We start from the raw sequence: 12,424 nt of genomic DNA, 5'->3' as shown, positions 1-12,424 counted from the left end.
TAACGCCCTCCCGGCAGGGGTAGCGTGAAAGGCTAAACCTTCTCGACTTGGCCGAACTCCAGCTCCACCGGCGTCGGCCGGCCGAAGATCGACACGGCGACCTTGAGGCGCGAACGCGCCTCGTCGATCTCCTCGACAAGGCCGTTGAAAGAGGCGAAAGGCCCGTCGGCGACGCGCACCGTCTCGCCCACTTCGAACATCATCGTCGGCTTTGGCCGCTCGACGCCGTCGGCGACCTGGCCCTTGATGCGTAGCGCCTCTTCCTCGCTGATCGGCATCGGCTTGTTGTCGGCGCCGAGAAAGCCCGTGACCTTCGGCGTATTCTTGATGAGCGAGAACACCTGATCGGAAAGTTCGCATTTCACCAGCACATAGCCGGGAAAGAATTTGCGCTCGGCGGAGACCTTGCGTCCGCGCCGCACTTCCATGACCTGTTCGGTCGGGACCAGAATTTCTTCGAATTGGTCGGCGAGTCCGCGCTGCGCCGCGCCCTCGCGTATCGCCTCGGCGACCTTCTTTTCGAAGTTCGAATAGGCGTGAACGATGTACCAGCGCATGCTCATAGCGGCGCGACTAGCTCCAATTGTCTATTGACCGACGCCCAGCATCAGCCCAACGCCAAAACGCAGCGCCGAATCGACGACGACGAAAAACAAGCTTGCGAAGAGCACCATCAGGATGACGAGGCCGGTCGTGATGAGCGTCTCGCGCCGCGAAGGCCAGGTGACCTTGCCCGCTTCGGCGCGGACTTCCTGTAGGAATTGAAACGGATTGACCATTCGGCTACCGGGCTGTGCGGGAGGGCGTGCGATCCGCCCTTCTGACTCGCGTCGCGAATGACTCGCGCCGCAAAACGATCGCGGCGCGGGACCTGCCGGCCGCGCGCCACGAATTCTAACGCTTATAGCCTCTCGCCGCCACGCCGCCAAGCGGAAAAACGATCGGGCGGGACGATCGCGCCGAAGCGGTCACGCGCTGACCCGGGCAAGCGACGCCAGCGCCGGCGGCAGCAGATCCCGCTCTTCCGGCGTGAGCGCGGCGATCTTTCCCGCGAGATCGGGGCCAAGCCGCGCCATCGCCGTCTTCAGATTCGGAGGGTCGTAACGGGCGTTCGCCGCGCCATAGATGTTGCAGCTGCGGCCGAGCTTGGCCAGCACGCTCCAATGGACCTTTTCGTTGACCTGCTCCTCCCCGGGGTCCCCGCCGGCGCTGACAAGACTATTCGCCGGCGCCCCGGCCGGAAACATCTCGCGGCTGCGCGGAAAATTCCTGTCGATGGGAAATTTCTCGGCCGAGTCTGGAATGTCGCCGTCGATATCGGGCTTCAGCGCGCGCCTGATCGCGGCCGTGTCGAAGGAGAGCCGCGTCAGCGCCTGCGTGCGCGCGATCATCCAGATCAGCGCAATGTCGGAAAGCCCCGATTCCGGATAGCCGCCGCCGACGTTGCAATGGACGCCGGGAAACCAGTTCTGCTCGATGTTCGAAGGATGCGGCTCCCCCTTCTTCACCGTCCAGAAGGTCGGCGTAAATGGACGGCGGCGCTCGTCGACCCCGATCGCATGCAGCGCGTGATCGACATGCGCCCCGAGCTGCGTATCCTCGAACCCGCCGAACGCCATCAGCGTGACGTAGCGGCCGAGCGGGGCCAGCCCGCTGAACCCCGCGGGCACCCCATAGGAGCCGACCGTGTCGAACACGCCGAGCAGCTTGATGCGGTTGTTCGCCTGAATGTCGGGACCGCTCGGCGGCGCGCCCGACCGGGAGGCCTTTTTCGCGCTCTTGTTGGCGCGCGCGATGCCGATGTCTCTGGTTTTTCTAATGCCGCAGTCGCCGATCAGGCCGGCCAAGGCGCGGGCGGCGTAGGCGCCGCGCGAAAATCCGTGACGTACAGCTCCTGATCGTCCCGATAATTGTCGACGACCCAATTGTAGGCGTCCTGCACGATCGTCCGCAGGCCGAGGCCTGCGGCGCCGCCGACGATCTTGAATCCTTGCGCGCCGACGCCAGAGAAGTAGCGGACATTCTGTTCGACGCCGTCCGCGCCTTTCGGCGGGATGAGCTTTTCGGCGACTTTCCCGTCCCAGGATTTCTTGCAGATGTTGGTGAAATCGCGCGGCGTGTTCCATGTGCCGTCGAGCAGGACGATCTTGCGAATCATTTTCCCTCCGACAACTTGGGAAGCTTGAGCAACCGTCGATAAAAGAGCGTCAGGGCGCATGGCGATGCTGACGCGGTTTGGCGGCGTCGGCAAGCGAAGAGGAAATATTTGCCCAAGACGGGCGCTCGCCGTTAAGAGAAGCCAAACTTCAGCCGAGCATCGGAGAAACGGATGCGCGCAGCTTTGCTTTTCTTGGCCGCATGCGCCGCGGCCGGCCTCGCCGGCTGCAACGCCGCGCGCCAACCGCAGATCGTTCCTCCCGGACCTGCGGGCCCGCCGCCGGCGCGGATGGGCGAAGCGCCTCCGCCGGACGCCCCGGGCTGCGCCGGCGCCGTGGCGCGCTATCGCGCCGTCATCGACAACGATCTCGCGATGGGACACGTCAACCGGAGCGTCCACGCCCAGATCTCGAATGAGATCGGCGAGGCGGCGTCGGCCTGCTCCAGCGGCGCCGACGGCCGCGCGCTGTCGCTGCTGCGCGCCTCGAAATCTCGGCATGGCTATCCGGGGTAAGGCGCGCGGCCCTGCGACATCAGCTTGGAAGCGCTCCAGACTAGATTGATTGACCTCATGTTTCGGCGTTCTTACTTTTGCTGGAGACGCGGCGGGACCATCGGCGCTCAGCAAACTCGGGAGATGCGGTTTTTGAAGCGCGACTATTTTGTGGGGGTCCTCGTGGCCTCGGTCTTGGGTATTTCCTCCGCCGCTGCGGCCGAGAACGCCTTCACGCTCACGATCAAGGATCACCGCTTCGAACCGGCCGAACTTCGCGTTCCAGCCAATCAGTCGGCGACGCTGACGGTGAAGAATCTCGACGCCACGCCCGAAGAGTTTGAAAGCAAGGGCCTTCGGATCGAAAAGGTGATCCCCGGCAACAGCGAGGCGACCTTCACGCTTCGGTCGCTGAAACCCGGCCGCTACAAATTCGTCGGCGAGTTCCACGAGGACGCCGCCAAGGGCGAGGTCATCGTGGAATAGCCATGCTCGGCGCGCTCATCATCGTCTTTCGCGAGGCCATCGAGGCCGGCCTCATCGTTGGCATCGTTCTGGCCGTGACGCGCGGCGTCGCCGGGTCGCGCGGCTTCGTCGCCGCCGGCGTCGGGGTCGGCGCGCTGGGCGCGATCATCGTCGCCGCCTTCGCTGACCGGGTCTCGCAAGCCTTCGCCGGCAGCGGCCAGGAACTTTTTAACGCCGCCATCCTCGCGGTCGCGGTCGTCATGCTCGTGTGGCACAATATCTGGATGGCGCAGCATGGGCGCGAGCTGGCGCAGAACCTTTCCGACGTCGGGCGGGCGGTCGCGCGCGGCGACGAGACGCTCTTTGCGCTGACCGCCGTCGTCGGCCTCGCCGTGCTGCGCGAAGGCGCCGAGGTGGCGCTGTTTCTTTACGGCGTTCTCGCTTCTGGCGAATCCGGCTGGGGCGTCTTCGCCGGGGGATTGGCCGGACTGGCGCTCGGCGCCGTCACGAGCGTCGCGACATTCTATGGGCTCGTCGCGATCCCGCCGCGTCGCCTGTTCGCCGTCACGACATGGCTCATCACGCTGCTCGCCTCGGGCCTTGCGGCGCAATGCGTCGCTTTTCTGCAGCAGGCGGGCTTCGTGACGTCGCTCTCCGACACCGCCTGGGACACGTCATGGATTTTGTCGGATAAGAGCATCGTCGGCCGGGTGCTGCACACGTTGATCGGCTACGCCGACCAGCCTTCCGGCATGCAGGTCGCGGTGTATTTGGCGACGCTCGCGGCCATTGTCGCCGCCACCAAATTTTTCGCCGCGCGGCCGCCCTCGGCTACGGCGCGCGCTCCGGCGGAGTAGCGGCCGGTCGCGGCGCGGCGATCGACCGCTGTCTCAGCCGCCGCCGAAGAGATCCTGGAAAACGCTTCGTTCCGGCGCCCCGCGCCTCTGCCGCGGCCGTTCGATGGAGCCGACCGTCGGGATGTCTTCGGGCGGCAAAAGATCGTCGATCGCCCGCGGCGGCGGCATGGGCGCGTCGCGCGGCGCGGGCGACGCCCGCTGCGCCTGCGCGACAGGCGGTTGCTCGGGCGCGTTGGCGGGGATTGGGGCGGGCGGGCGCGGCGCTGGCGCCGTTCTGGCGGATTGCGGCCGGGGCGCGGGCCTCGACTCCCCGGTGAACAAGCCGATGAGGTCATCGATCGGCTTGGCGATCTCCTCGGGGAGCGCAATATTCTCCGACCGCCAGGCGCCCGAGGGCAGTCCGGCCGCTGGCTGGCCCTTCAAGGCGACGCTCATGAAGCGGCTCCAGATTTCGACCGGCAGATTGCCTCCGGAAGCTTTTTTGGTCGGCGAGTTGTCGTCATTGCCGAGCCAGACGCCGGCGACCAGCCGGCCCGTGTAGCCGACGAACCAGGCGTCGCGGAAATCTTGGCTCGTGCCGGTCTTGCCCGCGGCGTCCCACCCCGGAAGCTCGGCCTTGCGGGCGGTGCCGGTGAGCAGCGTCTCCCGCATCATGTCGTTCATCATCGCCACATATTGCGGCGCGATGACGCGGCCGAGCGACGCATTTTTGCGCTGGTAGAGCGTCTTGCCGGCGGCGGTCTTCACCTTGAGAATGACATGCGGCTGGACGCCGATCCCGCCATTGGCGAAGGGCGTATAGGCGGCGACGAGTTCGAGCGGCGTGACCTCCGACGTGCCGAGCGCGATCGAGGCGTTCGCCTGCAGGTCGGACTGGACGCCGAGGCGATGCGCGGTCTTGGCCACGGCCTTGGGGCCGACTTCCAGGCCGACGCGGACGGCGACGGTGTTGAGCGACAGCGACAGCGCCTTGGTGAGGGTGACGGGTCCGAGATACTGATGACTGTAGTTTTCGGGCCGCCAGCCTTTGACGTCGAGCGGACCATCCTCGCGCACGGACTCAGGGCTGAGCCCCTGTTCGAGCGCCGTCAGATAGACAAAGGGTTTGAAGGCGGAGCCCGGCTGGCGTTTCGCCGAGACCGCGCGATTGAACTGGCTGGCCGAATAGTCGCGTCCGCCGACAAGGGCGCGAATCGCGCCGGAGGGATCGAGGGCGACGAGCGCGCCCTGAGCGACGCCGAATTTGGCGCCCTTGTCGTCGAGCTCCTGCTTGAGCGCGCCTTCCGCCGCCATCTCCATGCGCGCGTCGATCGTCGTCGTGACGACGATATCCTGGTCGATGGCCCCGATCGTGTCGTCGAGCATGTCCATGACATAGTCGGCCGCGTAATTGATCGACCCCGCGCCGATGTCGCTCCGCGCGCGCGCAGAATGCGACAGCGCCGTCGTCGCCGTAGACTCGCTGATGTGGCCTTCCTGCGCCATGGCGGCGATCACCTGCGCCGCGCGCTCGGCCGCTCCCTCCGGATTGCGGTCGGGCGCGAGCTTGCTCGGCGCCTTCATCAGCCCGGCGAGGACGGCGGCTTCGGACAGAGTGATGGTTCTCGCGCCATGGCCGAAGTAGCGCTCGGCCGCGGCCTCGACGCCGTAGGCGCCCGACCCGAAATAGACGCGGTTGAGGTAGAGTTCGAGGATCTGGTCCTTGGAATATTTGTGCTCGAGCCAGAGCGCGAGAATCGCCTCCTGGATCTTGCGCGAGATGGTCCGCTCCTGCGTCAGGAACAGGTTTTTGGCGAGCTGCTGCGTCAGCGTCGAGCCGCCCTGCATGCCGCCGCGCCCCGTGACGTTGCGGACGATAGCGCGGCCGATGCCGATCGGATCGACGCCCCAATGCGAATAGAAGCGGCGATCCTCGATGGCGATGAAGGCCTTGGGGACATAGGGCGGGAGGTCCGCGAGCCGGACCGCCGCGCCGCCCGTGTCGCCGCGGTTGGCCAGAAGCTCGCCGTTCATGTCGAGGATGGCGATATTGGGCGGGCGCTTGGGCACCGCGAGCTGGTCGATCGGCGGCAGCCGCGACCCGTAATAGACGGCGAGGCCGCCTCCGGCGATCGCCCCCCAGAGCGCCAGCGTGAAGCTCCAATAGATGAGCGCGCCAAAGAGCGAGCGGGAGTGTCGGCGTGACTTGGCGCGGGCGCGCGGGCGCGGCGGCGGACGGCGCTCGGCGCGCAATTCGCCGTCTTCGTCGTCGTCGAACCGCGGTTCGCGACGCTTATCGCTGCGCGCCATCGGATTGCTCGCCTGTCGCCGCCGCACGGGCCGAAGTGCCTGATGAAGCGTAACGAAGGCCGTTTAAGGGCCGGTTAAGGGCGGGCGGGCCTTTGTCGTGTGATCTTATGATTCTAGGAAAAGCCAATCATGAGGATGGTCGGATATTTCCGTGCGAAACATAACGATGGCGCGGCTCACAGCGAAGAAATTGCTTGCATTAATGTGTCAATTTTGGCACACTCAGCCACTTGATTGACCGCACCAAAAAATTGCCGGCGCGGTTCTATATGAACCCGGCAGGCCGGATGCCTGTCCGAGAGTGGATTCTCGAATTGCCGCAGGCCGACCGTCACAGGATTGGCGTCGACATTCAGAGAGTGGAATTTGGGTGGCCGATCGGGCGACCGCATTGCGCGCCTCTTGGACATGGTTTGTGGGAAGTGCGCAGTGCGCTGGACAGCAGCCGCATTGCGCGGGTGATTTTCTGCATGGGCGAAGGCCATATGATTTTGCTGCACGGCTTCATCAAGAAAACGCAAAAGACGCCGCAGACGGACATAGACCTTGCCCTGAAACGCAAGAAGGAGGTGAGCTAATGGCGCAGAAAAAGAAAGGCGGCGTGAGCGAGGAGACCTTCGATGAATTTCTCGCCAGCCAAGGCATGTTGGAAGCCTGCGAAGACCACGCCATCAAGGAAATGATTGCGGAGCAGCTTGCCGCCGCGATGGCGGAGCAAGGTCTAACCAAGGTTCAGATGGCCGCGCGGATGAAGACCAGCCGCCGCCAGCTCGACCGCCTTTTCGACCCCGCCATCCCGTCTGTCACGCTCGACACGCTGCGCCGCGCCGCGCAGGCCGTTGGCCGTTCGCTGCGTATCGAATTGGTGTGAGCATGAATTACGGCGAAGCGCGAGTGTCGACGGATGGGCAAAGCGACGGCCGCAGCCGGGCCAAGGCGCAGGGCGTTCACATGGGGCGACCGCCGAAGCTCACCCGCCATCCAACGCGATGAAGCTGCGGCTGGTTCCCATGCGTTCGGCCATGCGTTTGCGCGAGAGCTTTTGCGCTTTCATGGCTGCGCCCAGCCGCCACGCCAGCGCCTCTTAATCGCCCCGGTCTGAAACGCTTCGCGCAAGCCCAGCTCATCAAGGCAAGCCCTGAGCATCAAAGAAAGCGTCGAGGGCGGACAAGTCCGCCGCGGAGCGTGGTTGCGAAGCTTTCAAAGCGCTCTCCCCATTCGATGGCGAATGTCCCCGGCATGCGCGACCCGGCGGTTCGGCTCCGCTGCCCCCCGCACTTATGCACAATCATTCGCTTAGACCATCGCCCGCCCTTGCGCTTCCGCCCCTGCCGCGCCAAAGTCTCCGCCCCGACGCGGCGACCTGCCGCGCCGCAAGAATAATATGCGGACGGATTTCCCGGCGATGAAGGTCACCATCGAGAGAGCGGCGCTGTTGCGGGCGCTCGGCCATGTTCACCGCGTGGTGGAGCGGCGCACGACCATTCCGATCCTGGCGAATGTGCTGCTCTCCGCCAAGGATGGCGCGCTGACGCTCAAGGCCACCGATCTCGATCTGGAAATCACTGAGAGGACAACGGCGGAGGTCTCCCAACCGGGCGCGACGACGCTGCCGGCGCATACGCTCTATGACATCGTGCGCAAGCTGCCGGAGGGCGCGCAGGTCTCGCTGGAGGCGACCGGCGACGCCGGGCAGCTGACGCTGCGCTCCGGGCGTTCGCGCTTCAATCTGTCGAGTCTTCCCGAAAGCGATTTTCCCGACGTCACCTCCGGCGATTTCAGCCATAAGTTCGCGCTCGCGCCGGCGGATCTCAAGCGGCTGATCGAAAAGACGCAGTTCGCCATCTCTTCCGAAGAGACGCGCTATTACCTCAACGGCATCTATCTCCACACGCTCGACGTCGAGGGCCGGCCGATGCTTCGGGCCGTCGCGACCGACGGCCACCGTCTGGCGCGGCTGGAGCTTCCTGCGCCCCAAGGCAGCGCGGGCATGCCGGGCGTCATCCTGCCGCGCAAGGCCGTCACCGAAGTGCAGCGTCTCATCGAGGATGCGCAAGGAGAGGTTTCGGTCGAGCTTTCGATCAACAAGATGCGCTTCACATTCGGCGACGCGCTGCTGACGACCAAACTGATCGACGGCACGTTCCCCGATTACGGGCGCGTCATTCCCGCCGGCAACGACAAGCGGCTCACCGTCGAGCGCGACGTCTTCGCCAAGGCGGTGGACCGCGTCTCGACGATTTCCTCCGAGCGCGGCCGCGCCGTCAAGCTCTCGCTCTCCGAGGGCAAGCTCGTGCTGTCCGTCACCAATCCGGACCAGGGCTCGGCGGTCGAGGAGCTCGAAGCCGATTATGATGGGCCGCCGCTCGATATCGGCTTCAACGCCCGCTACCTCCTGGACATCACCCAGCAGCTCGACAGCGACACGGCGCTGTTCAAGCTCGCCGACCCCGGCTCTCCGACGCTGGTGCAGGACCGCGACGGGGCCACTGCGCTCTATGTCTTGATGCCGATGCGCGTTTAAGTCTCGGAACGACGCCTTTAAGTCTTGGAGAGACGCCTCCAGCCCGTTAGGGTCGGGGCGTGCTTGTTGAATTCTCTCGCCTCTGGCCGTGGCTGCTCGCCTGTTTCGCCATCGGCGCCGCCGCCGGGGCGTTGACTCGACGCGCGCCCGAAAACGGCGTCGTCGCGCGCTGGCTGGTGTGGACCGCGCTCGCTTTCGGCGTCGGCGTGCTTGTGGTTCGTCTCGGCGCGCTCGCCGCCGCCGCGCCTTTGGTCGAGGGCGCGCTCGCCGCCTATGCCGTCTTGATTATCGGCGCCGCGCTCGGCGCGTTGGCGCGGCATCGGTCGATCTGGGCGCATGAGGGCTGGGCCGTCGGGCTGGTCGCCGCCTCGCTGCTCTGGGTCGGAGCGGTCGTGATCGGCCAGTCCGACCCGGACGAGCGCCGCCGCTTCGCCGCGCCGACAAACAGCGCGGGCGCCGACATGCCGCCCGCGACGTCGCCGCCCGCCGATGAAACGGCCGCCGCCGGCGCGGCCATTTCGCCTGTCCGCGCGCAAGGGCCGAGCGCGTCAGCCACGGCGGCCGTCTCCGGCGGCATGACGCTCGCCGATTGCCGGACCGCCCTTGAAGCCTCTTCGACGCCTGGCGAACTCGCCTTCGCCAAAGGCAGCGCGCGGCTGACGTCTTTGTCGGCGCGCGCGCTCGACAAGGCGGCGGCGGTCATTCGCCGGTGCCCGGAATATGCGACGATCGAGATCAGCGGCCACGTTCGGGGTTCGGGCGCCAGGGCGCCCAATGACGCGCTGGCGCAGCGGCGCGCAGAGGCGGCGATGGGATATCTCGAGGGTCGGGGCGTCGGCGGGCGCCGCCTCGTCGCATCCCATGGCGAACCGGATCAGGCGGAAAACCGCGCCCTCACCTTTGAGGTTCGATGATCGCGGCTGGAGCGCTTCCCGATCGCATGGAATCACGTGATCGATTAGGAATCGCTCGAAATCAAAATGGTGGAGCAGGTTCTCATCGAGCCGCTTCTGAGACATTTTCTTTTGAGACATGCCATCTGAGACATCTTGGACCGGAAATCCGGTCCGTCGCGAAGGGATCGCCTTGAACGCTTTCGACCCGCCCGAGGCCGCTCACAAGGCCGTCGTCGCCGCGCTGCGCGACGACGTGCAGCGGCGTCTCACCTATACGGTCGGCAAGGACAACGCCGACGCCAGCCCGCGCGACTGGTTCGTCGCGACCGCGCTCGCGACCCGCGACCGGCTCGTTCCTTCGTGGCTGGAGTCGACGAAGCGCAACTATCGGGAAGACCGGCGCCGCGTTTATTATCTCTCGCTCGAATTTCTCATCGGCCGTCTGCTCATCGACACGCTGACCAATCTCGGCCTGACCCGGGCGATGCGCGACGCGCTCGCCGAACTTGGCGTCGATCTCGATGTGCTGCGCGCGCTGGAGCCCGATGCGGCGCTCGGCAATGGCGGGCTGGGGCGCCTCGCCGCCTGTTTCATGGACAGCATGGCGACTCTCGAAATCGCCGCCATGGGATATGGCATTCGCTACGACCACGGCCTGTTCCGCCAGACGCTCAAGGACGGCTGGCAGCACGAATATCCCGAAGACTGGCTCTCCTTCGGCAATTCCTGGCAATTCCCGCGGCCGGAAATCACCTATGACGTCGGCTTCTTCGGCCATGTCGAAAGTTCGCGCCTCGCCGATGGAATGCTCGCGCATGTATGGCGGCCGGGCGAAACCATCGTCGCCGTGGCCTATGACACGCCTGTCGTCGGGTGGCGCGGCAAGCACGTCAACACGCTGCGCCTGTGGTCGGCGCGCGCGCCCGACGCGCTGCGCCTCGACGCCTTCAATCAGGGCGATCACGTCGGCGCGCAATCGGAGCAGGCCCGCGCCGAAGCGATTTCCAAGGTTCTTTATCCAAGCGACGCGACGCCCGCGGGACAGGAGCTGCGGCTGCGGCAGGAATATTTCTTCGCCTCGGCCTCGCTGCAGGATCTGATCCGCCGCCACCTGAGACAGACCGGCGACATCCACAGACTCGCCGACAAGGTGGCGATTCAGCTTAACGACACGCATCCGGCGATCGGCGTCGCCGAGCTGATGCGGCTTCTCGTCGACGTCCATGGCGTGGAGTGGAAAGAGGCCTGGCGCATCACCCAGGCGACCTTCTCCTACACCAATCACACGCTCTTGCCGGAAGCGCTCGAAACCTGGCCGGTGCAGCTGATGGAGCGGCTGCTGCCGCGCCACATGCAGATCATCTATCTCATCAACGCCATGCATCTCGACTCGTTGCGCGCCAAAGGCGCCAGCGATCCCGCAACGCTGTCTTCGGTGTCGCTCATCGACGAACATAACGGCCGGCATGTCCGCATGGGCCATCTCGCGTTTCTGGGTTCGCATAAGGTGAATGGCGTCTCGGCGCTGCATAGCGCGCTGGTCAAGGAGACGGTGTTCAAGGATTTCCATCGGCTCTACCCCGACCGCATCGTCAACAAGACGAATGGCGTCACCTTCCGCCGCTGGCTGCTCGAGGCCAATCCGCCGCTCTCGCGACTGCTTGTTGAAACGATCGGCGCCAGCGTCTTCGATCAGCCGGAAAGACTGATCGAACTCGAAAAGTTCGCCGATGACGTGGAGTTCCAGAACCGGTGCGCGGCGGCCAAGCGCGAGAACAAGGCGCGTCTCGCGACGACGATCTTCGAGCGCGTCGGCGTCTTAGTCGATCCTGCCGCGCTGTTCGATGCGCAGATCAAGCGCATCCATGAATATAAGCGCCAGCTTTTGAACGTGCTTGACGCCGTCGCGCTCTATCAGGACATCATCGCGCAGCCGGCGCGCGACTTCGCGCCACGGGTGAAGATCTTCGCGGGCAAGGCCGCCGCGAGCTATCATCAGGCGAAGCTCATCATCAAGCTCGCCAATGACGTGGCGAAGGTCGTGAACGCCGATCCCGCGACGCGCGGCCTCTTAAAGATCGTGTTCCTGCCGAACTACAATGTGAGCCTCGCCGAGACGATCATTCCGGCGGCCGACCTGTCGGAACAGATTTCGACGGCGGGAATGGAAGCCTCGGGCACCGGCAATATGAAATTCGCGCTCAATGGCGCGCTCACCATCGGCACGCTGGACGGCGCCAATGTCGAAATTTTGGAGCGGGTCGGCGACGACAATATTTTCATCTTCGGCCTCACCGCGCAGGAGGTTGAGGCGAGCCGCGCCAAGGGCATCGACGCGCGCGCGACGATCGCCGCCAGTCCGCGTCTCGCCGAGGCGCTGCGGGCCATCGCCGCCGGGGTTTTTTCGCCCGACGATCCGCACCGCTATGCGCAGCTTGTCGATACGCTCACCTATTACGATCACTTTCTGGTTACGAAGGATTTCGACGCCTATTGGGAGACGCAGCGCCGCGTCGACGCGCGCTGGCGAGATCAGAAGGCGTGGCGGCGATCGAGCATTCTCAACACGGCGCGGGTGGCGTGGTTTTCCTCCGACCGCACGATCCGCGAATATGCGCAAGAGATCTGGAATGTCGCTGTGTGAGGCCGGCCCTCGATGATGAGGCGCGCATTTTCACTGTCGCGGCGCCTTCAGCGATGCTAACTTCCACAGAGCAAATTAGTTCGCGCATTCCCTCTCCCG

At 65.3% G+C, this 12,424-nt stretch carries 11 protein-coding genes and 1 pseudogene; 8 read left to right on the top strand and 4 right to left on the bottom strand.

Annotated elements, in window-relative coordinates:
- Positions 1–32 precede the first annotated feature (32 nt).
- The 3 genes and pseudogenes from nusG to BN69_RS18475 all read right to left on the bottom strand — a co-directional run bounded on the left by nusG (position 33) and on the right by BN69_RS18475 (position 2,158).
- A complete protein-coding gene (gene nusG / locus BN69_RS09920; protein WP_014891464.1) occupies positions 33–563 on the bottom strand; it encodes a transcription termination/antitermination protein NusG in 531 nt (176 codons plus the stop codon).
- A gap of 24 nt (positions 564–587) precedes the next feature.
- Complete coding sequence (gene secE / locus BN69_RS09915; protein WP_014891463.1) at positions 588–779, bottom strand: preprotein translocase subunit SecE; 192 nt, start codon at positions 777–779, stop codon at positions 588–590.
- A gap of 189 nt (positions 780–968) precedes the next feature.
- Positions 969–2,158 (bottom strand): annotated as a pseudogene (locus tag BN69_RS18475) (DUF2235 domain-containing protein).
- Positions 2,159–2,329: 171 nt separating this feature from the next.
- Between BN69_RS18475 and BN69_RS09900 the strand changes: the two are divergent.
- From BN69_RS09900 to BN69_RS09890, 3 genes are all read left to right on the top strand, one after another.
- A complete protein-coding gene (locus BN69_RS09900) occupies positions 2,330–2,671 on the top strand; it encodes a hypothetical protein (protein ID WP_014891460.1) in 342 nt (113 codons plus the stop codon).
- Positions 2,672–2,794: 123 nt separating this feature from the next.
- Complete coding sequence (locus tag BN69_RS09895) at positions 2,795–3,136, top strand: cupredoxin domain-containing protein (protein ID WP_014891459.1); 342 nt, start codon at positions 2,795–2,797, stop codon at positions 3,134–3,136.
- A 2-nt stretch (positions 3,137–3,138) separates the two neighbouring features.
- Positions 3,139–3,972 carry an FTR1 family iron permease gene (locus BN69_RS09890; RefSeq protein WP_014891458.1) on the top strand — a complete coding sequence of 278 codons (834 nt, stop codon included), beginning with the start codon at positions 3,139–3,141 and terminating at the stop codon, positions 3,970–3,972.
- Between the two features lie 33 nt (positions 3,973–4,005).
- Here the strand turns inward: BN69_RS09890 and BN69_RS09885 are convergent, their stop codons facing one another.
- Positions 4,006–6,261 (bottom strand): transglycosylase domain-containing protein, encoded by a 2,256-nt coding sequence (locus BN69_RS09885; protein ID WP_014891457.1) that lies wholly within the window; start codon positions 6,259–6,261, stop codon positions 4,006–4,008.
- 269 nt (positions 6,262–6,530) lie between these two features.
- Between BN69_RS09885 and BN69_RS09880 the strand changes: the two genes are divergently transcribed.
- From BN69_RS09880 to BN69_RS09860, 5 genes are all read left to right on the top strand, one after another.
- A complete protein-coding gene (locus tag BN69_RS09880; RefSeq protein ID WP_051013268.1) occupies positions 6,531–6,839 on the top strand; it encodes a type II toxin-antitoxin system RelE/ParE family toxin in 309 nt (102 codons plus the stop codon).
- Positions 6,839–7,132, top strand: coding sequence for a helix-turn-helix domain-containing protein (locus BN69_RS09875; protein WP_014891455.1), 294 nt, complete (start codon positions 6,839–6,841; stop codon positions 7,130–7,132). The genes BN69_RS09880 and BN69_RS09875 overlap by 1 nt, the downstream gene beginning before the upstream one ends.
- 534 nt (positions 7,133–7,666) lie before the next feature.
- A complete protein-coding gene (dnaN, locus tag BN69_RS09870) occupies positions 7,667–8,785 on the top strand; it encodes a DNA polymerase III subunit beta (RefSeq protein WP_041927287.1) in 1,119 nt (372 codons plus the stop codon).
- A gap of 59 nt (positions 8,786–8,844) precedes the next feature.
- Positions 8,845–9,699: an OmpA family protein gene (locus BN69_RS09865; RefSeq protein WP_014891452.1), complete on the top strand. Its 855-nt coding sequence runs from the start codon at positions 8,845–8,847 to the stop codon at positions 9,697–9,699.
- 118 nt (positions 9,700–9,817) lie between these two features.
- The gene (locus BN69_RS09860) at positions 9,818–12,325 is read left to right on the top strand and encodes a glycogen/starch/alpha-glucan phosphorylase (protein ID WP_041926916.1); all 2,508 of its coding nucleotides are present in this window, start codon (positions 9,818–9,820) and stop codon (positions 12,323–12,325) included.
- The last annotated feature ends 99 nt before the right edge of the window (positions 12,326–12,424 follow it).

It is taken from the genome of Methylocystis sp. SC2 (assembly GCF_000304315.1).
Taxonomy (GTDB): domain Bacteria; phylum Pseudomonadota; class Alphaproteobacteria; order Rhizobiales; family Beijerinckiaceae; genus Methylocystis.
This window is presented reverse-complemented; position numbering and strand designations above follow the sequence as displayed.